General features: G+C 65.0%; 18 protein-coding genes. 9 read left to right on the top strand and 9 right to left on the bottom strand.

All coding sequences use genetic code 11. The annotated features are described in order from the left end of the window. Positions 1–29: 29 nt before the first annotated feature. Positions 30–1,028 carry a hypothetical protein gene (locus ACFTS5_RS12570; RefSeq protein ID WP_378630372.1) on the top strand — a complete coding sequence of 333 codons (999 nt, stop codon included), beginning with the start codon at positions 30–32 and terminating at the stop codon, positions 1,026–1,028. A 214-nt stretch (positions 1,029–1,242) separates the two neighbouring features. Further along, positions 1,243–1,932 carry a TetR/AcrR family transcriptional regulator gene (locus tag ACFTS5_RS12575; protein ID WP_378630374.1) on the top strand — a complete coding sequence of 230 codons (690 nt, stop codon included), beginning with the start codon at positions 1,243–1,245 and terminating at the stop codon, positions 1,930–1,932. Between the two features lie 7 nt (positions 1,933–1,939). Here ACFTS5_RS12575 and ACFTS5_RS12580 read toward each other — a convergent pair whose 3' ends face one another. The 4 genes from ACFTS5_RS12580 to ACFTS5_RS12595 are packed head-to-tail and all read right to left on the bottom strand — an operon-like array spanning position 1,940 to position 7,171. Next, positions 1,940–2,605 carry a TetR/AcrR family transcriptional regulator gene (locus ACFTS5_RS12580; protein ID WP_378630375.1) on the bottom strand — a complete coding sequence of 222 codons (666 nt, stop codon included), beginning with the start codon at positions 2,603–2,605 and terminating at the stop codon, positions 1,940–1,942. Positions 2,606–2,627: 22 nt separating this feature from the next. Further along, complete coding sequence (locus ACFTS5_RS12585; protein ID WP_378630377.1) at positions 2,628–4,214, bottom strand: AMP-binding protein; 1,587 nt, start codon at positions 4,212–4,214, stop codon at positions 2,628–2,630. Between the two features lie 17 nt (positions 4,215–4,231). Continuing rightward, on the bottom strand, positions 4,232–5,923 hold the full coding sequence (locus tag ACFTS5_RS12590) for an aldehyde dehydrogenase family protein (protein ID WP_378630378.1): 1,692 nt from the start codon (positions 5,921–5,923) through the stop codon (positions 4,232–4,234). Between the two features lie 18 nt (positions 5,924–5,941). Continuing rightward, positions 5,942–7,171 (bottom strand): DUF2236 domain-containing protein, encoded by a 1,230-nt coding sequence (locus ACFTS5_RS12595; protein WP_378630381.1) that lies wholly within the window; start codon positions 7,169–7,171, stop codon positions 5,942–5,944. Positions 7,172–7,443: 272 nt separating this feature from the next. On the opposite strand from ACFTS5_RS12595, the gene ACFTS5_RS12600 reads away from it, so the two are divergent. Further along, positions 7,444–8,739, top strand: a complete 1,296-nt coding sequence (locus ACFTS5_RS12600) for an NADH:flavin oxidoreductase/NADH oxidase family protein (RefSeq protein WP_378630382.1) — start codon at positions 7,444–7,446, stop codon at positions 8,737–8,739. Between the two features lie 174 nt (positions 8,740–8,913). Here the strand turns inward: ACFTS5_RS12600 and ACFTS5_RS12605 are convergent, their stop codons facing one another. Beyond that, positions 8,914–9,972, bottom strand: coding sequence for an AraC family transcriptional regulator ligand-binding domain-containing protein (locus ACFTS5_RS12605; protein WP_378630384.1), 1,059 nt, complete (start codon positions 9,970–9,972; stop codon positions 8,914–8,916). A gap of 279 nt (positions 9,973–10,251) precedes the next feature. On the opposite strand from ACFTS5_RS12605, the gene ACFTS5_RS12610 reads away from it, so the two are divergent. From ACFTS5_RS12610 to ACFTS5_RS12620, 3 genes are all read left to right on the top strand, one after another. Next, on the top strand, positions 10,252–11,151 hold the full coding sequence (locus ACFTS5_RS12610; RefSeq protein WP_378630385.1) for a bile acid:sodium symporter family protein: 900 nt from the start codon (positions 10,252–10,254) through the stop codon (positions 11,149–11,151). Positions 11,152–11,382: 231 nt separating this feature from the next. Continuing rightward, positions 11,383–12,297 carry an acetoacetate decarboxylase family protein gene (locus ACFTS5_RS12615; RefSeq protein WP_378630387.1) on the top strand — a complete coding sequence of 305 codons (915 nt, stop codon included), beginning with the start codon at positions 11,383–11,385 and terminating at the stop codon, positions 12,295–12,297. 197 nt (positions 12,298–12,494) lie between these two features. Then, positions 12,495–13,424, top strand: a complete 930-nt coding sequence (locus tag ACFTS5_RS12620; RefSeq protein WP_378630389.1) for an alpha/beta hydrolase — start codon at positions 12,495–12,497, stop codon at positions 13,422–13,424. 34 nt (positions 13,425–13,458) lie between these two features. On the opposite strand, the gene ACFTS5_RS12625 is transcribed toward ACFTS5_RS12620, so the two are convergent. Then, positions 13,459–14,007: a YbhB/YbcL family Raf kinase inhibitor-like protein gene (locus ACFTS5_RS12625; protein WP_378630391.1), complete on the bottom strand. Its 549-nt coding sequence runs from the start codon at positions 14,005–14,007 to the stop codon at positions 13,459–13,461. Between the two features lie 216 nt (positions 14,008–14,223). Here ACFTS5_RS12625 and ACFTS5_RS12630 point away from each other — a divergent pair, with 216 nt between their 5' ends. After that, on the top strand, positions 14,224–14,970 hold the full coding sequence (locus tag ACFTS5_RS12630) for a type 1 glutamine amidotransferase domain-containing protein (RefSeq protein WP_378630393.1): 747 nt from the start codon (positions 14,224–14,226) through the stop codon (positions 14,968–14,970). Between the two features lie 181 nt (positions 14,971–15,151). Here ACFTS5_RS12630 and ACFTS5_RS12635 read toward each other — a convergent pair whose 3' ends face one another. After that, entirely contained in the window at positions 15,152–16,654 is a 1,503-nt protein-coding gene (locus ACFTS5_RS12635; protein ID WP_378630395.1) for a flavin-containing monooxygenase, read from the bottom strand. A gap of 135 nt (positions 16,655–16,789) precedes the next feature. Here ACFTS5_RS12635 and ACFTS5_RS12640 point away from each other — a divergent pair, with 135 nt between their 5' ends. Continuing rightward, positions 16,790–18,046, top strand: a complete 1,257-nt coding sequence (locus ACFTS5_RS12640) for a PucR family transcriptional regulator (protein ID WP_378630397.1) — start codon at positions 16,790–16,792, stop codon at positions 18,044–18,046. 75 nt (positions 18,047–18,121) lie between these two features. Continuing rightward, positions 18,122–19,138: an AraC family transcriptional regulator ligand-binding domain-containing protein gene (locus ACFTS5_RS12645; RefSeq protein WP_378630399.1), complete on the top strand. Its 1,017-nt coding sequence runs from the start codon at positions 18,122–18,124 to the stop codon at positions 19,136–19,138. Here ACFTS5_RS12645 and ACFTS5_RS12650 read toward each other — a convergent pair. Both ACFTS5_RS12650 and ACFTS5_RS12655 read right to left on the bottom strand, forming a co-directional pair. Continuing rightward, on the bottom strand, positions 19,106–20,008 hold the full coding sequence (locus tag ACFTS5_RS12650; RefSeq protein WP_378630402.1) for an oxygenase MpaB family protein: 903 nt from the start codon (positions 20,006–20,008) through the stop codon (positions 19,106–19,108). The two genes, ACFTS5_RS12645 and ACFTS5_RS12650, sit on opposite strands and share 33 nt — an antisense overlap. Positions 20,009–20,122: 114 nt before the next feature. Next, positions 20,123–20,959, bottom strand: coding sequence for an alpha/beta fold hydrolase (locus tag ACFTS5_RS12655; protein WP_378630405.1), 837 nt, complete (start codon positions 20,957–20,959; stop codon positions 20,123–20,125). Between the last annotated feature and the right edge of the window lie 171 nt (positions 20,960–21,130).

Genomic DNA, 21,130 nt, shown 5'->3' on the forward strand with positions numbered 1-21,130 from the left:
CCGGTGGGATAGCCACCGGTGGCGGGGCAATGAGCGCACCCGGACAGCAGGTCACCGTCACCAGCACACTCGACCTTGCCGCGGCGGACCCGCTGAGCGGGGAATGCCGCACTGCTTCCGGGGAGTGCACACTGCGCGCGGCCGTGCAAGCGGCCAATGTTCGGCCGGGCAGTACCATCGTCGTCCCCGAGGGTGTGTACCGGCTGACCATCGCGCCGAACGGCTGGCTCACCAACGGCCCGTTGATCGACCCGCAAACCGGCGACCTCGCGATCATCGCGCCTACCGCGATTCACGGTGCGGGACGGGACAAGACGACGATCAGTGGTACGGGCCTGGATCGGCTGTTCCTGACCACCGCCGACGCCGAGATCACCGATCTGACCCTGACCGGAGGAGTCTCGGCGCAGCACGAGATCCCCTTCTACAACACCGGCGGTGGGGCGATCGCCAACACCGCGAACCTCACGCTGAGCCGCGTGCGGATCGCGGGGAACAGGGCGGGCTACGGAGGGGGAGTGTTCAACATCCCGACCGCGGACATGCGTATGACCGACAGCATCGTCGAAGACAACATCGCCGGGTCGGCCGGCGGCATCCGCTGTGACAACACGTGCACCATCACCGATACGGTCGTCCGCAACAACCGTGCCCAGAATCCCGGCGAATGGTGGCGCCCAGGCGGATTCGCCGGCCACGGTGGCGGCATCGACGTCAAGGGCATCGGCGCGGTGACCCTGATCCGAACCACGATCGTCGACAACTTCGCCAGCGACAACGGCGGCGGTCTGAACAGCGCCGCGGGTTATCTGGACACCCTTCCTGATCAGGTCTCCGACTCTCTCGGGGTCAGCGTGACGAGCATCCATCTCAACGGGTCGACGATCGCCCGCAACACCATCGGCGCGGGGCGCAACAACTGCAATACGGAGTTCGCGACGATCGTCTCCGACGGGGCCAACACCTCCGACGACAACTCGTGCGGGCTCACCCGATCCGACGACCACGTCGGCCCCTACCCGGGCTGACAACATCGCTCACCAGGAAAGAGGATCCGTCATGGGTAGTTTCAATGTCGCCGGCTGGGCAACGGGGTTGGTCGAGGTGGCCGCTCGACTGATCGCGACGGTGGTTTCTGTGCTGACGTGAGCGCACGCCCTGCCCGATCTGGTCGGCCCGCAGCCATGAGGGACTGCGGGCCGACTGCTCGTAGAATGTCGGGGTGTCAGTACGGAGGGACCAGTGAGCCCGTCGGAGCCCGCCGGGGACCGGGCTCGTGACATGTTGCTGCGTCCAGCCTTCGTCGACTTACCTCGCGGGCCACACAGTCTCCCGAAGGATCTGGTTGCCCGCGCGCAGCGGCAGCGACTGTTGCAGGCGGTAGCGGCGGCGGCGTGCCGGCGCGGGTATCAGGCGATGACCATCGGTGACATCACCGCCACCGCCGGTGTTTCCCGGAAGACGTTCTACGAGAATTTCGCCGACAAGGAAGCCTGTTTCCTCGCTGCTGCCGAGACGGGCCGTGACCTCGTCAAAGCGAGGATCGAGGCCGAGGTCGCGGCGGTGTCCGGGCACTCGGAACCATTGGGGTTTTTGCGGTTGGCGGTGCGGGCCTATCTCGCGGTTCTGCGCGATGAACCGACGTTCGCACAGGCCTTCTACCTGGAAACCCAGCATGCGGGGCCTGCGGCACAGCAGGCGTTCGAAGACTGCCAGCAGTGGTTCGCGACCCTGTCCGCGGGCTGGCGGGCATTGGCTTTCCCCGATCTGGCACCGGTACCGGAGCAGGCATTTCTGGCCGCGATCGTGGCCACCAACGACATGGTTCGACGCTATCTGCGGCTCGGTCGTTTCGCTGACTTGCCCGATCTCGAGGACCTGCTCATCTACTTTCACCGGACCCTGCTCGCGATTCCCGACGCGTCGCTGTGACCGCGCGTCAGCGCGAATCAGATGCGAGGCCGGGCGATTCCGGTGTCGATGCGAACACTGTGAGTCCGGTGACCAGTGTTCGGCTGACCTGTGTCAGGCACTGCTCGATCTCGGCCGGCGTGAGTCGCAGCTCGTCGTGACGCAGGGCCAGTGCCGCCACGCCCTGCCACGCGCCGAAGAGAAAGAACGAGAACAGCCGACTGTCGACCGCGACGATCTCTCCTGCCGCGGCCGCGGCGTCCATACGTTGCTCGGTGCTCGCCCGCAGCAACTCGATCCGAGCCATGACGGTGTCGTCTATTTCGGTCTGGGCTTGTCCAAGGGTGGCCGCAGACAGATATCGGGTCATGGCCGGATGATCGAGTAGCAACCGCACGTAGGCGGCTCCGGCAGCCTTGACCTGGTCCAACGCACTGTCCTCCCCGGAGAAAACCTCTGTGAAGGTGGTCATCGACATGTCGAGCAGGCGTTCCACCACTGCGCTGACCAGGGCCTCTTTGGTGCCGAAGTGGGTGTAGACCGACGCCGGTGAGATCCCCGCCGCCGCGGCGACGTCTTCCATCCGCACGGCGTCGGTGGATCGATCCGACAGCAGCTGTTCTGCCGCCTCCAGGATCGCCGCACGGGTGCGCATCCGGCGGCGTTCACCTCGAAGCTGTGGGGTGTCGGTCATAGGTGTTGACGGTAGCTTCCGGCTACTGTGGTGCGGCGACTGGTCGGCCTTTCAGATCTTTGCGCAAGATCTTGCCCGACAATGACTTCGGCACGGATTCGATGAACTCGAGCATGCGGACTCGCTTGTGGGGGGCGACGCGGGCCGCTACATAGTCGAAGAGTTCAGGGGCTCCGACCCCGGCGCCGGGCTGGACGACGACGAAAGCGCGCGGTAACTCACCGGCCTCCTCGTCGGGGTAGGCCACGACTGCCGCGTCGGCGACAGCGGGGTGGGTGAGCAACAGCGCTTCGAGCTCCGCCGGTGGCACCTGGTAGCCCTTGTACTTGATGAGTTCCTTGAGCCGGTCCACCACGTATACCTCGCCCTTGGGCCCGACTTCCACGATGTCGCCGGTGTGCAGGAAGCCGTCGGGGTCGATGGTCGCGGCGGTGGCTTCGGGATTGCCCAGGTAGCCGAGCATGACCCCGGGCCCGCGCACCAGCATCTCGCCTGGCTTGCTGCGGCCGGCACCGGAGTGGTCGATCCGCGCACCGGTGGCGGGGTCGGCCACGGCGAATTCGATGTTCGGGATCGCCACGCCGATCGAACCGATCGAGATGTCCGGGTCGTCGATCGGGGTCACGTGCGAGACGGGACTGAGTTCGGTCATCCCGAATCCCTGCAGCAGTCGGCAACCGATCCGTGCCGCCAGCGCGTTGCCGAGCGCCTCGTCCAATGGTGCTGCCCCGCAGACGATCACCCGGACACTGCTGGTGTCGAACTGTTCGACCACGGGGTGTTTGGCCAATGCCACCGCTACCGGCGGCGCGACGAAGAGGTAACTGCACCGCTGGCTGTCGATGAGGCGTAAGAACTCCGCTAGGTCGAAGCGCGGCATCGTGACCAGGGTGCCCCGTCGGCGCAGGGTCAGGTTCATGATGACGTTCATGCCGTAGATGTGGAAGAACGGCAGAACCGCGAGCACGGTGTCATTCTCGTCGATCCGCAACATCGGTGCGCATTGGGCGATGTTGGCGACGAGGTTGGCGTGGGTGAGCATCACGCCCTTGGCCTTGCCCGTGGTGCCCGAGGAGTAGGGCAGCACAGCTAGACTCGACGGGTCGACGATCACGTTCGGCGCGGGCAGGTCCTGGCCGAGCAGGTCGCGCATCGACTGGTGCCCCGGCGCGCTGTCGAGGACGATGATCTTCGCGATAGGCAGCTCGGCGAGCGTGGCCGCGGTGGTCGCGTGCGGCAACACAGCGGCCACGGTGATGTAGGTGGTGGCGTGCGCGTCGGCGAGTTGGGCGGCGATCTCGGTCGGGCTGTAGAGAACATTGATCGTGGTCGCTGTCGCGCCCGCCCGCAGGATGGCATGGAAGGCGATCACGAAGCCGATGCCGTTGGGGGCATGTAGCGCCACGACATCGCCGGGTCCGATCCCGCGTGCGGCGAGCGCGCCCGCGAATCGGTCGACGTCGGATCGCAACTGGGCGTAGGTGATCCGATCGGCACCGTCGACGACGGCGATCCGCTCGCCGTCGGTGTCCGGAAGCCCACCGAATACGTAGTCGTAGACCGATGTCGAGGGCAGGTCGACGGCGGGATAGGGGCTGGTGAAGATCATCGTCGTCTCCGGAGGACTCAGGCGCGGAAGGCAGCGGCGAATATGGCGGGCATCTTCAGCCAGCTCGGTGCCGCGGCATAGTTGGTGAGTTGACGAGCGGTCTCGCGGGCGCTGCGGGCGGTGACGAACCAGCCCGGCTTGGGCGAGAGCGCGAGTTCGCCCGCCAGAACCGAACGGGGGAACGGCCGGAACGGGCCGGTCACCACGGAGCGTTCGACGCCTTCGACCAGGTGGGCGTTGTGGACGATGCCGATTCCGGATCCGACCTCGGCGAGGGTGTTGCCGGGGTACGCACCCCAGCTCGCCGCGGGCAGCAGGAACCCGATGGCGCTCCACACGTTGATGCCGATGGTTCCGTAGCGCAGGTCGGCGATGGCTTCGTCGAACGTGGCACCCATCTTCTTGCGGTCGGCCGGGGCGACGATCAGGCTCGCACCGAGCGTGCCGTCGAGTTCGGTGTTGGCGAAATCGACTGCCGCGCGCAGGAATTCGATGCCGGTCCCGGGCAGTGTGGTGAATCCGAGTACCGGACCGAAGTATTCGGTGCGCAGCAGATCCTGCGAGGTGGTGGCGTCGACCTCGATCAGGACGCGCCCGGCGTGGTTCTCGGCCCCGGGGTAGGACTCGGCCGCCGCGGCGAGCTTGGCCTCAGTGCCCGGATACCAGGGGTCGCGCGCGGGCAGCGTGTCCAAGACCTCGCGCAGCACGGTCAGGAATTCCTCGCGCTGGTCCCAGTCGCGCGCGAGGATCAGGGCCTGGCCGGCGATGCAGTTGTGGCCGCCGTTGTGCAGGCGCTGGGTGGCGACGTGTTCGGCCTGGTACCGCAGATCCGCCTCGGTCCACTCGCCCGGCACGACGATGATCGGCGACACCCCACCGAGTTCGCTGGTGATCGGCTTGTCCAGGACCGGGTCGCCGCTCTTGTCCGACCCGCCCCAGACGATCGCGTCGTGGGTGGCGCCGCTACCGGTGATGTGCACGTGCTCGATCCCCGGATGGGTCGTCAGATAGGCGCCGGTTTCGGCGCCCCCGTTGACGATGCGCAGCAGGTTCGCCTCGATCAGTGGCGCGAAGGCGGCGGTGAAGGCATCGGTCAGTCCGGCGAAGGTCGGGTTGTTCTTCAGCACGCAGGCACGGTTGTGCGCGACGAGTTCGTAGAGCACGTCCAGCGGGCCGATCGCGCTGATATTGCCCGCACCGAGCACCAGCCCGACGCCGCCGTTCTCACCGGCCCGGATGGCACCGAGACCGGCCTGGGCGCGCGCCTGCTGGGCGGAGATGCCGGGCTCGAGCCACAGATCGGCGGTGAAGCCGTTGAACAGGTTGAACTCCGCCAGATTCGACGGCAGCATCCGGAAGGTGGTGCGGCCGCCGGGTGCGGTGCCGGAGGTGATGCCGTCCAACGGTGATTTATCGGCGAGGAGTTTGTCGAGGGTTCCCAGGATCGCGCCGAAGCCGGACAGGGTGGCGTAGGGGCCCGACATCCACTCCTCGCCCTCGAGCGGTCCACGCGGTGTGTTCTTGGCGACGATCGCGGCCTCGGCCCACTGCGCGGCGGCCGAGTCGATGGTCGCGTGGGTTCGGGCGAGCAGGGTTCGTCGCGCCGACAAGGGCAGCTCGGACCAGGTTCGCGCGCCGTCGACGAGGTCGGCGACGGCCTGATCGAGCTCGGCTGCCGGGGTCTCGGCAACCGTGGAAAGGGAAGTCATCATGGTCTCCTGTCGGGCTTACTGATCTGTCGGCTGTCCGGCGACGGGGGTCCCTCGGTACTGCGCCGGGTTGTCGCGCAGGCCCTTGCGTAGGACGTACTCGATAAGTCGCATGCCGACTCGAGACGTGTGTCGCCGCGCCATCGGAAGGACGATGATCCGGTTGACCCCCCACAGCGCGGTGGTCAGTGCCCGGACCGCCCGCTCCGCCGCCGGATCGTGGGGGATGGCGAAGTCGGTGGGCACGTCCCGGCCCGGCAGGATCTCGAGCATCGGCTCGCTGAGCAGCATCCGCACGATCGCCGAGTGCAGGCGCCGAGGAAGGATGAAGCCCTTCATCGACGCTGATCCGTCGATCACGCTCCTGGTGAGAATCTGCGATCCCTCGGTCGGCCCGTAGAGGTGCTGGTGCATGCCCGCAGACAGCCCGAACTGCTCGTCGGCGGTGCGGCCCAGGATCTGGTTGTTCGCGCCTTCGATGCGGCTGATCCACCGCCACATCAGTGCGAAGCTGTCTTTCTCCTCGGGGGTGGCGGTGCCGCCGAAGAACTCGATGATGTTGACCCGATAAGGACCGAAGATGTGCGTGGCCGCCGCGGTGGCGAGCTGGCTGATCGGCATCGACTGGTCCAGGTCCCAGCGTTGCGCACGCAGGATTCCGAGCCGGATCATCGTGTGCAGGAATCGAATCCGCACCCACTGCTCCCAGCGCGGCCCACCCGGTCGCATGCCGTCGACATCGAGTGCGCCGATGAAACCAGTCGCGGTCTCCCAATATCGGCGCTGGTAGTCGCCACCGGAGGCCAGTCGACCGGTGCTGCCCATCACCTCGGCGGTCGCTGGATCGATATAGGTGAAGGGAAGCCCGCCGTGCATGCCGAAAAGCAGCCCGATCGGGTTGCGTTTGGCCATCTCCGCCCCGGGTCGCATCGCTTCGAAGTCGCACCACTCGGGCACCGCCTCCGCGTCGGCGAAGAACCGCTGCGCTGCGAGGCATCCCTGCGCCTCGAGCGCGCGGGCATTGGCGAAGATGTCACCGCCCATCATCTTGCGCTCACGCAACTCGCCGATCAGTGCCTCACACAGTGGATCGCCGACATGATTCCACGCTTCGTAGTCGACGATTTCCGGGTCGAGGTAAACCTCGGCGCCCGGAGTGGCGGCCAGCTCGCGCAGCGTCGCGATCCGGGAGTCGAGTCCGGACAGTGGGGGCGCGGTGGTGAACACCGCAGGATCGTGCGAAGTCATCGTTGACGCCATCTCCTATCGGGGGGCCACACCGAAGGATATCTGGAGTGGCACTCTAATTTAGAGTATGACTCTAAATTGCAGGATAGGCAAGACCTGAAGGGCGATGCGGCCTCGGCTGATGGTTGCGACGTCGGGATGCTCGGGCATCGACCTCGACAAGCGGCAGTCTCTGCGGCTGCGGGAGTTGACATCGCTAACATCCCCCCCTATGTTAGCAGTGCGCACATTTATGTGGTTCTGAGGTGTGGTTATGTCGAGAGGAGGTCTGCATGTCGAGCAAGTCGAATGCAACGGGGTTGTTTTCCCCATTGCGATTGCGGTCCGGTCAGATCCTGACCAACAGGATTGCCAAGGCGGCCATGGAAGAAGGTATGGCCGGAGTGGGTCAGCTTCCGGACGAGCGCTCGATCGCGCTGTACCGGCGCTGGGGCGCAGGCGGCGCCGGATTGCTGATTACCGGCAATGTGATGGTGCACGCCGAAGCTCTCACCGGGCCGGGCGGCATCGTGTTGGACGAGGACGCGCCGATCGAGCCGTTCGCGGAGTGGGCCGCTGCGGGTAAAGCCGCCGGCGCTGCGATGTGGATGCAGATCAGCCACCCCGGGCGACAGATGCAGGTGCAGATGCCCGGAGTGGTGTGGGGACCGTCCGATATTGCCGTCGATATCGGGAAGCACTCGAAGCGCTTCGGGCGGCCCATGCCGATGACACGCCAGCAGATCTTGGAGACCAGGGATCGGTTCGTCACGACTGCGGTGCGTGCTGAACTCGCCGGGTTCGACGGCGTCGAAGTGCATGCGGCTCACGGGTATCTGCTGTCGCAGTTCTTGTCGCCATTGGTGAACAATCGCACCGATGAATGGGGAGGCTCGCTCGAGAACAGGGCCAGGCTCCTGCTCAAGATCGTTCAGGGGATTCGTGCCGCGGTGTCTCCTGGATTCGCGGTCGCTGTCAAGCTGAACTCCGCGGATTTCCAGCGCGGTGGGTTCGATGCCGATGATGCCAAGAAGGTGATCGCCATGCTGGCCGGCATGGGTGTCGACCTGGTGGAAGTATCAGGCGGTAGCTATGAAAGCCCCGCTATGTCAGGACGTCCCAAAGACGGCCGCACCGCCGAACGCGAAGCCTATTTCCTGGAACTTGCCGCCGAGCTCGCCGAAACCAGTGAGCTGCCGCTGCTATTGACCGGTGGCATCTCCCGGCGTGAGACTGCCGACCGAGTGCTCGCCAACAAGGTCGCGCTCATCGGCATGGCGACCGCATTGGCCGTGACGCCTGACCTGCCGAACCGGTGGCGGGAGGGGTTGGACGCGGTTGGCGCTTTGAAGCGGGTGACGTGGTCGGACAAGTCGATGGCATCGGCTGCCGAGATGGCGATGGTCCGATACCAGATGCGGCGTATGGCGAAGCGGAAGAACCCGGCGCTCGGTGTCGTCCCGGTCTGGGCGCTGATCACGGATCAGCGTGTTCAGAAGGGGGCGCTGCGTCGATACGAGAAGTGGCTGAGTACACGTAAAAGAGCCAAGGAGAACTGGCCTCGGCTACCGAGTTCGTCGGTTCGCTGAGTCAGTACTTCTGGAGTTCGTTGTCGCCCTGAGGAATTCGAATCAGAGTCGATGTCGGGCCAGGCGGGCGGCTGCCGCCGGAAGCGCATGTCATGTGACGCTTCCGGCGGCACCGGGTCTGCTCGGCGATACAGTCGAATGTCGACACGGCCGGTGGGGTCTGTGGTGTTCGATTCATACGGTCTGGTCGGTGTTCGCGTCTCGCCAGATCCCCGGTGGAAGTCCTGTCCAGCGACGGAAGGCATGGGTGAAGTTGCTCTGGTTGGAGAAGCCGGTGAGCAATGCGATGTCGCTCAATGTCAGGCCGGTAGTCGCGAGGTAACGCTCGGCGAGCTGACGGCGGGAAAGCTCGGCGAGTTCGCGAAAACCCAGGCCCTCCTCGGCGAGTCGGCGCTGCAGGGTCCGCTCCGTCATGAACAACTGCGCTGCCACCTGAGTCAGCGAGGGCTCGCTGTCTGGGAGTGCGCGAAAGATCTCCCGCCGGGCGCGCACGGTGATCGGATGGTAATCCAATTCGCGGTCCATGGCGGCACCGAAGACCTTGGACCGGATGCGGCTGCTGCCGGCAGCGGCGGCAGCCATGGTCGCAGCGTCGACGTGGACGGCGACTTCGCTTGCCTGCCACTTGATCTCGGGTCCGAAGACCTGGTGCCAGCGACGTGGCTCGGTCGGTCGGGGCCGGGTCAGGTCGACACGGAACGGCGCGGCGTCCCCGCCGAAGATTTGCCGCGCCAGCAGCAGACCGGCGCCCATGTAGGCCTCGATGCGATCGTGGTCCACCGCGGCAGGTCTGAGGAACCTCGTACTTATGCGTGCGTCGGCGGTCGGTGAGCGCCGAAGGTCGACCGTTATGGCGTCGGTGACCAGCACGCCGTATCTGCAACACCTGTGCAGGAACTCGGCCATGGTGACACTGGACCGCAAAGCGCGACCCAGAGTAGACCATCCGTCGGGTCGAAGGCTGTTGGCGACCTCTAGGCCGATGCCTTCGCCGTACTCTGCGTGGGCGAGCTTCCATAGTCGCCCTACGGCTGTCATCGGGTACCGGGCGGCCGGATCCGCCAACCGATCGGGGTCGAGGCCCGCCGAAGCCATCGCGGAGCGACTGTCGCCGGTGTGTGTGTCCAGCGCGGCTGCGATCGCGCTGACCCAGCCTGCCGACGTGTGGTCGTCGGAGACGAACTCCGTGGTTGTTGTGGCCTGCGAGTCCGTTCGTGCGCGTGGCAGTGACAAACAAGTTCCTCGGGATCATTACTCCGTGCGACTGTCGCTGCAGCCTTCGGAAGTCGGCATCGTCGGCGCGACCCGGGTGGTGTTCCACATGCGGCGGCGCCGAGGGGTTGGTGTTCGCGTGCTGGGGCACGCTGTCGTCCAATTCGGGCAGTTTGTCGGAAATGTCGTGATTGCACAAGAGGGGCGGGTCGAAGAGGGAGCAGGATGCTCACCGGATGCCGCAGTGCGGCGCCTCTCTCGGCGTCGAGGGTCATTGTGGCGCACCTCTGAAGGGTTCTCATGCAAAGCTCTGTGACAACTATCGCTCTTCCCGCGGCGCTGGCCGTGATCATGCTCGGGCTCGGTTTGCATCTCACGGTCGCCGACTTCGTGCGCATTGCCCGCACCCCGCGCACCCTCGCGCTCGCTCTGGCGTGCCAATTGCTGATCCTGCCGGTCCTCGCGTTCGGCCTGATCAAGCTCTTCGACCTGCCTGCGGCCCTCGCAGTGGGAATGATGCTGCTCGCGGCATCGCCGGGTGGCACGACCGCGAATATGTTGAGCCACCTGTTCGGCGGTGACGTCGCGCTCAACGTGTCGCTCACCGCGATCAACTCGATCGCTGCGGTGGTCAGCGTGCCGGTGGTGACCAACTTCGCGCTCGGCTACTTCCTGCCGGCCGGGGAAGGCGCGGTCGGACTCCAATTCGGCAAAACCGTTCAGGTGTTCGCGGTCGTCCTCACGCCGGTGGCGCTCGGGATGCTCATTCGGTGGCGCAAACCCCGGTTCGCCACGCTCATGGACCGCCCCGCCAGGATCGCGTCGGCGACGCTGCTCGGGGTGGTCGTCGTCGCGGCACTGATCGCCGAGCGCGACAAGGTTGGGGACTATCTGGCCTCGGTCGGAGCGGTGGCGGCAGTCTTCTGTGTCCTCAGCCTCAGCCTCGGATACCTCGCACCACTTGTCCTCGGCATCGGGACCCGCCAAGCGATCGCGTGTTCGATGGAGATCGGTATCCACAACAGCGCCGTCGCCATCACCGTCGCGTCCGGAGTTCTCGGCAACAGCGAATTTGCTGTTCCGGCAGCGGTTTACGGGATTCTGATGTATCCGATCGCAGGTCTGTTCGGGTACATCATCTCTCGGCCACTGGCCCGCAGTCGGGGGGGCGACACTGCGGCATTGCCGGTGAAGTCCTGATGGTGACGGTGCTGACGGCGTGGGGTCGTCGGAGCGGTCCATTGACGTGATTGCATCGCGCCAATATGTTAGCGGTGAGTACTTGGGTGTCGCGGGCTCGGTGTTCCATGTCCGAGGAGTGTTCAGTGGGGTCGATCTTCGGACGTGACATCGACGAATCTGCGTGTTGACAGTGCTAACATTTGGAGTTAGCGTCATGCATCACAACAAGCGAGCAAGGGAGCCATGTCGATGCCATCGACTCAGCGCGCAACGGTGAAGGTCGACCTGGGCGGTCACTCGGTCCTGGTGCCCAAAGGCGGTCTCTACGACCGATATCGGATGGACACCGATCTGGATGAGGTTGCCCGCGATCCTCGGGTCAGTGATGTGGAGTTCTTCCGTCGGCTGCCCAAGCAGCGCGTGAACTCGCCGATCGGGGAGACGTTGACCCCGAACTTCTACTACCGCATGTCCAGTACCCGTCTGACGATGCTGGCGAAGTCTCGAGCCATCCGCGCCAGGTTGCCGCGCGAGCTGGTGCCGGTAGAGGTTGCCCCGGGAATCGGATTGATTTCGGCAGTCTTCTTCCGCTACGACGTCTGCGACATCGACTTCTACACTGAAGTGGCGATCGCGATTGTCGCCCGCCCGGCGCGCCATGGCGGACTTGGTTTCATCGACCTGATGGCCGGTCTGGGTAACGACCACCTGCACTCCTATGTGCTGTCGCTGCCGGTCAGCTCGGATATCGCCCAGATCCGCGGGCATGACGGGTACGGATTCCCGAAGTGGGTGACCAAGCTCGATGTGGATATCGACAGCACGAAGACAGTTGCGCGAGTGGCCGATTCCGACGGCGGCGCAGATCTGGCGTTGACGGTGCCGACCCCTGCTCAGAAGCGATACCCCAGCGGTCGACGCGTGTCGACTCTGACCTCGTACACCACGATCGGCGGCGCATGGCATTCGACGATGACGCAGATCAATACCCTCTCAGCGTCGTCGACTTCCTTCCCGCGCGGGGTCGACCTCCAGCTCGGGAAGGGGCGACTCTCCGACGATCTGCGATCACTCGAGCCGATCAGGAACCTGCGACTCGATGTCATCACCGAGGGGCAAGTGGCATTGCACATGCCGGTACCGATCTCGATGCCGAACGTCTGACCACGCTGCCCTGGCGTCCTGCGTTCGAGCATCGAAGCTCAAACGCCAGGGCGGTGTGTCGCACCAGCTCGGGATTCCCCGCTTAGCTCCGTCACGTGACGAACTGTGAGATGACGGTCGGGTTCGTCAGTGTCGACAGTGGTAGGGCAACTGCAGGCGTGTGTCCGCTTGGCGCGGGGGATTGGACAGGATGCGGAATGACACGTACCGATCTACGGTTCCGGGCCGGTGATGGCACTTGTGCTGCATGGCTTTACCGTCCGCCCGGCATGGCGATCGGTGATACGCGGCCGGTCATCGTGCTGGCCCATGGCGTCGGCGGAGTCAAGGAGATGCGCCTGGGTGCGTTCGCGGAGAACTTCTGCGACGCTGGCTATCTCTGTTTGTTGTTCGATTACCGGAATTTCGGCGCTAGCAGCGGTGAGCCGCGCCAAGTGCTCGACATCGATCGGCAACTCGAGGACTGGCGTGCCGCAGTCGCCTACGCGCGAACCCTGGACGGGGTCGATCACACGCGGGTTGTGTTGTGGGGCGCAGAGTTCGGTGGCGGGCACGCGATCATCACCGCCGCGAAGGATCCGCAGATCGCCGCCGTCGTCGCGCAATGTCCTTTCGTCGATGGCATCGCGAGTTCTCTGGCCGTGCCGACCATGACTGCGCTTCGCCTGGCCGACCTTGCGACCAGCGATCGCATGGGTGGCCTGCGGGGCAGAGATCCGATTCTGGTACCCGCCTACGGTCCGCCCGGCTCGACAGCGCTGATGTCGGCCCCTGGCTGCGAGTCGGGAGCAAAGGCGATGCTAGCCGCGGGCGTGGTCGTGCCGAATGCGGTAGCCGCGCGTTTCACTTTGGATATCGTGCGGCACTTCCCCGGCCGGTACGTGCGCAAGCTCGCCTGCCCGATTCTCTTTGTCGTCTGCGAGAAAGACGCTGTGGCTCCCGCCCATGCGACCCGGAAGTACGCCGCGCAGGCGGCGCGCGGTGAGGTTGTCTCCTATCGTCTCAGTCAATTCGACATCTACGTCGGTGCGCGGTTCGAGGCCAACCTCGCCGATCAGCTGGCGTTCCTGGCTCGCCATCTGCCGGTGATCGCCGAACTGCCCCGCGAGCTCGGGTCTCGACGATGAGACCTACCGCGTCGGGCGACCGACGGTGTGTTCATCACGTGCGCTCGGCGAAGCCATCTATACGGCCTCGTGCCAAGACATGGTCGATGGCGCCGAGTGCGGTCTTGAGGCGACGGGGTTCGCGGTCGGGGATGACGGTGGGGAGTGCGAACAGCTGCACAGCATACCGATGGCGGCCGTGGCCTTTCAGTGGTTCAGGGCCACCGTAGCCGGAGGTGGTCCCGATCGCGAGCAGTCGCACGCCGGCGGGAGATGAGCCTGTGTTGAGGCCGGAACTGGGCAACGTGGTGACCGAGGGGTCGATGAGCGCGAAGACGTGACTCAGTGGAAACGGTAACGGTACGTCCGCGTCTTGAATCACCAGCAGTAGTTGTGCGGTACCCGCGGGTGGCGGGTTCCATTGCAGCGCAGGCGAAACGTCGTGGCCGCCGAGCTCGGCGCTCAGGCTGCCGACGGGAAGGTCGGCCTCGTGCGCGAAGTCGTCGCTGCGTAGCGCCAGATCATTGTCGGACTGGAGTGCGGGCATGTTCCATGCGAGCTTGTCCTGCCCGACACGCACCCTTCGTAATAGCTTGCCGATCACGGTCGACACCTCCGACGCAGCGACAGTTCCGCGGTCACGGTCCAACTCGAAGCGTACAGAGTGCCGCGATCCTCGCCGATATTGACGAGTGGTTGAGTGCCCCCTAATGTAAGCAGAATTAACATATAGTCGACATTCGCGCCGCCACACACCGGATAGCCCGGGCGGTCGGCCCGACCTCACCGCTCAATCGGTCCAAGGTCAGAGGGAATTGCAGTGACGAAGGTCCTTTTTGTGCTGTCGGCGGCCGACCGCTGGTCGTTGACCGATGGGTCTGTGTACCTCTCGGGCTTTTGGGCCGAAGAGGTCGTAGTACCGCATCGGACCTTCGCCGAAGCCGGGTGGGAAATCGTCTTCGCGACGCCAGGCGGTCGAGCGCCAACCCTCGATCAGCGCAGTATCCCAACCGCGGGCAGTGCGAAAGCGCGCCGAGGCAGTTCCCAAATCGTCGAGCAATTCCTCGACATCGCCGCGCAGCGGTATCTCGCCAGGCTCAGCGACGAGCTCACCTTTCCGTTGGCTTTGAAGACCGTCGTGAGCGATACCTTCGACCTGATCTTCTACCCCGGAGGACATGGTCCGATGGAGGATCTCGCCTACGACGAAGTGTCGGGTGTGCTGCTGGCGGAACGATTGGAGTCCGGCAGGCCGCTCGCCCTGCTGAGCCACGCGCCCGCTGCGGTTCTGGCAGTGCCGAGTCCGCACGGGGTCTCGCCGTTCGGCGGATATCGGATGACGGCGGTTTCCAACCGTGAGGAACTGCTCAACAGGTTCGCGAAGAAGGCGCCGTGGCTTCTGGAGGACAGGCTGCGGGCACTGGGCGTGGACTACATTCGGGGCCGGTACCCGCTGCGGTCCCACGTCGTTGTCGACCGGAACGTTTATACCGGGCAGAACACTCGGTCCGCGCAGGAGCTGGCGGAACGGCTGGTAGCAGACATCGGCGCGCGATCGAGGGTCTAGGCCGCAGCGCCGGAACCGTTGTGTCAGTCGCGGCGTTCGGTCACCACCGCCGCGGCACGATGTCCTCTTGCGGTGAACTGTCGAGGGCGTGGTCGCGGGCACAACGGGCCCCGGCCGAGCAGCCAGAGAGCCGGCTGGACGACGTGAGGGTGCCCGGTGGTGGACAAGTCGGCGATGAAGGTCATGCCGAGGCCGCTGTCGGCTGAGCCCTGCGGGTCCCGAAATGCAGATTGGGATCGGCGACAGGGCCGTGGCGCAGTAGCTTCACGTCGTTGAGATAGTCGCGTGAGGTCAACCAGGGGAACCCAGGCCCTTGCTTGGGCAACTGGTCGAGTGATCGCAGCACGTACCCGGCGTCGAAATCGAGCAGTGGCCTGGTCTCCAGATTGTCCGGCAGAACCGGTGAACAGGTGCTGTAGCCGTGCGAATTCATGTGATCGAGCAGCCGCACGAAGTGCTCACAGAGCAAGCCGACTTTCAGCGTCCACGACGAGTTGGTGTAGCCGATCGAGTAGGCGAAGTTGGGCACTCCGGTCAGCATCATCCCCTTGAACGACACCGCGTCGGCCGGCGAAAACCGTTCACCGTCGATGGTGAGATCGATCCCGCCGAACGCTTGGAGATTCAGGCCGGTCGCGGTGACGACTAGATCGGCTCGTAGGTGCTTGCCGCTGGTCAGCAGAATTCCGGTGGGCGTGAACGTCTCGATCGTGTCGGTGACCACCGAAGCCGAACCGCGCGAGATCGCGGCGAACAGGTCGCCATCGGGGACCATGCACAATCGCTGATCCCACGGGTTGTAGCGGGGGTTGAAATGCACATCGACCGGATAGCCGGGCGGGAGCTGCTTGGCATTGTTGTTCCGGATCAACCGGCGAGCAGCCACGGGAAAACGCTGGCACAGCCGCCAGATCGCGCGCTGGGTCAGCACATTCTTGCCCCGGATGATGGCGTGTGCGCGCTGCTCGGGCAGCAGGGCGCGCAGTGTGTCGGCGATTCTGTCGCGAGTGGGCAGCGCGACGATGTAACTGGGGGAGCGTTGCAGCATGGTGACATGCTCCGCGTCGGCGGCCATGGCGGGTACCAGGGTCACAGCGGTTGCGCCACTGCCGATGACGACAATCTTCTTGCCTGTGTAGTCGAGATTTTCCGGCCACAGCTGAGGATGGATCACCTGCCTGCCGGTGCGCTCGAACTCCGCCCGTCCGGCGAACTCCGGTGTGAACCCCTGGTCGTAGCGGTAGTAGCCGGTCGCGGCGAAGAGCCAGCTGCACCGAGCGCGGCTGCGCTGTCCGGTCTCGGTGTTCTCGATCTCGACTGTCCACCGCGATTCGTCGGTGTTCCAGGACGCGCCGACGACCTTCGTATGAAAGGAGATCTTGTCGTGCATGCCGTACTGATCGGCGACATCGCCCAGATAGGCGCGAATGGACTCGGCGGAAGCGATCGAATCGCCTTTCCACGGCTTGAACTCGTAGCCGAAGGTGAACAGATCTGAATCCGAGCGGATTCCCGGGTACCGATGCAGATCCCAGGTGCCGCCGATGGCGCCCCGCGATTCGACGATCGCGTAAGACTTTTTCGGAAGGTCGCGCTGCAGATAGTAGGCGGCGCCGAGACCTGAGATCCCGGCTCCGACGATGAGAACATCGACCTCGATGTCGACGTCTGAGGCAGCGTTCATGGCGATTACTCCCGTGGGTCAGCGTGATGTCGCTCTCAATGATGAGGTTGCGAACTCGTCCAGATGAAGGTGCCGGGCACCCGAATAGCGTGAAATTGGGTGCATAGTGCACCATGCGGGCGCTAGTGTTCAGCGGTGCCGTGGCCTGACCCCTCCCCGCGAGTGAAAGAACTCATCCGGCGCGGCGCCGAGATCGTATTGACCGCGCCTCCTGATCTGTTCGATGAGGTCGACGCCGCGACATTTTCGGCGGTGGACATGCGTCCGATCGCAGAAGATCCCGAACTGCGCGCGTTCAGCGTCCGTAGTACGCATGCGAATCTGATCCACTGGGCGAGTGCCAACCTGCGCAAACCAGGAGCTCCGGTCTCGGCGAACACCGACGAACCGATCGAAGCCGCCCGCCTGATCACCGGCCGCGGCTACGACGAAGCGAGTCTGGACGCCTATCGACTCGGCCAGAATGTCGCGTGGCGTCGCTGGATGCGGATCGCCTTCGACCTGACATCGGACGTCGACGACTTACGCGAGATGCTCGACGTGACTGCGCAGTCGATCTCGGAGTTCGTCGACGCGACCATCGCGGCCACCAAAGCACAGATCGCGCTCGAGCGAGACTGGCTCACGCGTACCAGGGATTCCGAACTGCGCGGAGTCGTGGCACTGTTGATCAACGGTGATCGGATCGATTCTCGGGCAGCGGAGAACGCGCTGGGTTATCGACTGGTGCAGACACACACCGCAGCGATCGTGTGGACCACCGTCGCGGCGCCGCGGCTGACGGAATTGGAGCGAGTGGCGGAATCGTTGGCACGGCAGGTCGAAGCCCGTGAGCGGCTTCGTATCGTGGCCAGCCCGGGAACTGTCTGGGTGTGGCTCGGCGGGGCCGATGAGGCATTGCTGCGCACTGCGGACAAGGCCATCGGAGCCGCGACCGACCTGCAGATCGCCATCGGCTCGACCGGACACGGCCTGGACGGCTTCCGAGTCGCGCATCTCGATGCCCTGAGTACTCAGCAGGCGATGTCGCGCCTCGATACCGACCATCGAGTCGCCACTTTCGCCGATGTCGAAGGCGTGTTGCTACTTACGAAGGACGCCGATCGGGCGAACCGATTCATCGCGCACACTCTGGGCGCGCTCGAGCACTCGGCTCCCGCCGTCCGTGAAGCCATGCGGGCCTATCTCCACGAGCAATGCAATGCGTCGCGTGCTGCCGAACGCCTTTTCGCACACCGCAACACGGTGTTGCGCCGAATTCAACGCGCCAACGACCTCCTGCCGCGCCCGGTGCAGGACAACCCGCTCAATGTCGCGATGGCGCTGGAGATTCTGTACTGGCGCGGGGGAAAAGCGGGTGCCACCGCGGAGCCGGGCATCTCGCGTCACTGACGATGGGCGCAGGCCCCGGCATCGCCATGCGCAGTCCTCGGTGGCCGGCCGCGGGTACGCGATAACATCGAGCGGGTGACCGCGACAATGTGGAAGGACGTGCGGCGGGGTACCTCGGCTGGGGTGACGAGCCTGGTCGAGTTGGGTGTCCGGCACGGTCTCACGGCGGGCGAATGTTTACGGGGCAGTGGCGTGTCCGCCGATCACCTCGACGGCGAGCCCTTCTGGGTCGTGGCGGAGCAGGAACTTGTCGTGATCGCCAATCTGGTCCGTCGACTCGGAGATCCGCCGGGCCTGGGTGTCGAAGCCGGCCGCGCGGTGAACATGGGAAATCTGGGGATCTTCGGGTTCGCTCTCATGTCGAGCGCACACCTTGCCGAGGCATTCGAGCTCGCGGCCCGCTATGCCCTTCTGACGAATACCTGTGCTGGCTACGTCGTGCAGAGAACAACCGAGTCATTGGCGCTGGTCTGCGACTTCAACGATCTCGGAGACGACGTGCGAGCTTTCGTCATCGAGCGGGATCTCACCGTCGTCGCAGGCATCGTGCCGATGGTGCTGGGAACCGTGGCCGTGCCGCGTGTCGAGGTCGAACTGGGCGCGGATCGGGCAGCGCTCCTGGCGGCAGAACTACCGGCTGACGAATTCGTTCCCGCCGCCACGCGGACGGCCCTCGTCGTTCCCGCGGATTGGGCGGCCCGCCGACCGATTCACGCCGATATCGAGACCGTCCGGGACTGCGTCGAGCAGTGTGAGCGCCTGCTCGACAGCCGCGCATTGGATACCCGGTCGCTGGTTCGGACGTTATTACACCAACGTGGCCGCACGGTGCGGTCATTGACTGCGCTGGCCGATGAACTGCACATCGATCGGCGCACGTTGCAGCGGCGCCTCGCTCGTGAAGGCACCACGTTCCGGACATTGCTGGACGACGCGATGCGTACGTTGGCCGCCGAGCTGCTCATGACTACGCAATACTCGGTCGCGCAGGTCGCCGGCCTGCTCGGTTACGCCGAAACAGCCTCGTTCACCCACGCCTTCATCCGCTGGCACGGAACGTCACCGGGACGATTCCGTGCGCACCGCCGCTGAGGGCTGTATCCGAGGGTCGGGTAGGACCTCGCGGATGAGAAAGAACGTGGCACGTACCGCGGCGCGAAGAGAGCTCACCACCGCCGGCGCCGGCTTGCTCAATCCGAGCGCGTCGAGCACATGGTCGTCGTGGAGCGACAGAACGAGTGGACGGGCCAGCCACCGAAGCACCGACGGAAATGCTCGTACACCGAACTGCTGCAGGATCGCCTCGCCGGCCCGATGCGCGGCTTCGGAGGCGCCGAACCACTCCGGATCCCGTTCATAGGCCCGCACGGCGTCCTCCATTCCCTGCCAGCTGGTCGGCATGTCACGCACGCCCAGGTGCTCGCCGATCGTGCGCCAGTGGCGTACCTGAGCCTCGCGTTCGATCTCGGTGAAACCGGGAGCGCCGACGATCGCGGTGATGTACTCGATCTGCACGGTGAAATAGGCGATGGTGTGGACGAGTGTTTCGTTGGACATCTGATAGCGCTGGCCGATTCCGTCATGGATGCGTTTGACCTCGGCGGTGGCGGATTGTGTGCGCGCGCTACCTGCGCCGTCCGTCATCCAGCTGACCAGATGACCGATTGTGTCGGCGGCGCGCTGATCGCCATGACGATGTACCTTCCCATGGCCTTGACGATCGACGGCGGCCGCGCCTTCGAACTGGCCCATCACTCGCATCAGTGACACGGTGAAGACCACCTCGAGCACCATGCGTGACCCCACAGGAGGAAGAAGTGAGGCGAGTACCAGGCGCGTTATCCGCTCGCTGTCGACGGCTGGGTCGAGACCCGCGATCTCTCGTCGGATCCGCTTCCACCGCGGTCGGATAATCGCGGTCTCGACACGGCGAGGTGGATTAGGGGTGGTCGTCATGACCATTGACGGTATGGTCGCCGACCTCGGCGCGGAACGCGGTTTCGCGACCAAGACTTGATACTTCGCGACAGGCTGACTGGGCTCGGCACTCGACAATCCCTGACGGCCTGCGCTGGTTCAGCCGGAATGTCCCACAGTCGACGGCGCTTCCCGTGCTGCAGGCACCTGCTGCCACCACAGCGCGATGCGATCGATAACGGCTGCGGGGGTTCGAACCCACTTGATGTGGTCGTTGCTCGCACCCGCCGGTACATCCGATCGGTTGTAGTCCCACCGAGTGACGGCACCGGAGGCGAAGAGTTGCCGGGCGAACGCGTCGACACCGCGTAGTGGCGCGAGGTTGTCCTCGCCGAGCGCGATGACCAGGGATGGAATCTCGATCCTGTGCTGTGCGGGAAACGGGGGTCGACCGGTCAGAACCATTCGTGCCCACTCCCGCATCAGTGTGCGCGCGCCGGGAGCGCCGAAGGCCGGCGCGGGAAGGTAGCCGAACGCAGTCGTCAGGGCTGGCACCAGTGCGGCTCCGGCGGCGACCGGCAGGCCCAGGTTCGGGTAGTGACGGAAGTACGGTAGGCAGCCGCCGATGGTGACCAGGCCGTCAGCGCCAGCAAAATTGAGCTCGTAGCCGACAGCGAGCTGGGCGCCCAAGCTGTGACCGAGGATGATTACGGGCCGACCGGGGTAGTCGTTTCGGGCGTCGGTTACCGCAGTGGCGATGGTGTCGATCTCGTCCTGATACGACCAGTCATTGGCGCGCGAGGCCGAGGGCTCGTCGGGTTCGAATCCGCGGCGGGGCAGGGCGCGTGCGGTCCAACCCCGCTCGGCGAACGCCGTTGTCAGCGGAGTGTAGAACCGGGCGCCGATCGCCATGGCGGGTGCGATCAGGACGACCGGTGCCCTCTCCTCTGTCGTCGGGTTCTCGCCGTACGGGTTCTGGTCGGTCCACGTGGTCACGACTGTGCTCCTTCGATTGGTTCGTCCGGCCGATGGCTGGTGTCTGTCGGCTCGGTGGCTGTGCTGTAGTGGCCTTCGCTGACCGCGGTCCGTTGACGGTCGGCAACACACAGGTTAATGTAAGCAGTGAAAACATGCTGGTTGGGTTCACTTCTTTCAGCGTTTCATGCG

Origin of the sequence: Nocardia sp. NPDC056952 (assembly GCF_042674185.1) — a bacterium.
In the GTDB taxonomy this organism is placed as follows: Bacteria; Actinomycetota; Actinomycetes; order Mycobacteriales; family Mycobacteriaceae; genus Nocardia.

Coding starts and splice junctions, on each gene's coding strand:
- ACFTS5_RS12570 (WP_378630372.1), top strand. CDS start 30: ATGAGCGCACCCGGACAGCAGGTCACCGTCACCAGCACACTCGACCTT.
- ACFTS5_RS12580 (WP_378630375.1), bottom strand. CDS start 2,605: ATGACCGACACCCCACAGCTTCGAGGTGAACGCCGCCGGATGCGCACC.
- ACFTS5_RS12620 (WP_378630389.1), top strand. CDS start 12,495: ATGACACGTACCGATCTACGGTTCCGGGCCGGTGATGGCACTTGTGCT.
- ACFTS5_RS12650 (WP_378630402.1), bottom strand. CDS start 20,008: ATGGTCATGACGACCACCCCTAATCCACCTCGCCGTGTCGAGACCGCG.
- ACFTS5_RS12600 (WP_378630382.1), top strand. CDS start 7,444: ATGTCGAGCAAGTCGAATGCAACGGGGTTGTTTTCCCCATTGCGATTG.
- ACFTS5_RS12585 (WP_378630377.1), bottom strand. CDS start 4,214: ATGATCTTCACCAGCCCCTATCCCGCCGTCGACCTGCCCTCGACATCG.
- ACFTS5_RS12590 (WP_378630378.1), bottom strand. CDS start 5,923: ATGACTTCCCTTTCCACGGTTGCCGAGACCCCGGCAGCCGAGCTCGAT.
- ACFTS5_RS12610 (WP_378630385.1), top strand. CDS start 10,252: ATGCAAAGCTCTGTGACAACTATCGCTCTTCCCGCGGCGCTGGCCGTG.
- ACFTS5_RS12615 (WP_378630387.1), top strand. CDS start 11,383: ATGCCATCGACTCAGCGCGCAACGGTGAAGGTCGACCTGGGCGGTCAC.
- ACFTS5_RS12595 (WP_378630381.1), bottom strand. CDS start 7,171: ATGACTTCGCACGATCCTGCGGTGTTCACCACCGCGCCCCCACTGTCC.
- ACFTS5_RS12635 (WP_378630395.1), bottom strand. CDS start 16,654: ATGAACGCTGCCTCAGACGTCGACATCGAGGTCGATGTTCTCATCGTC.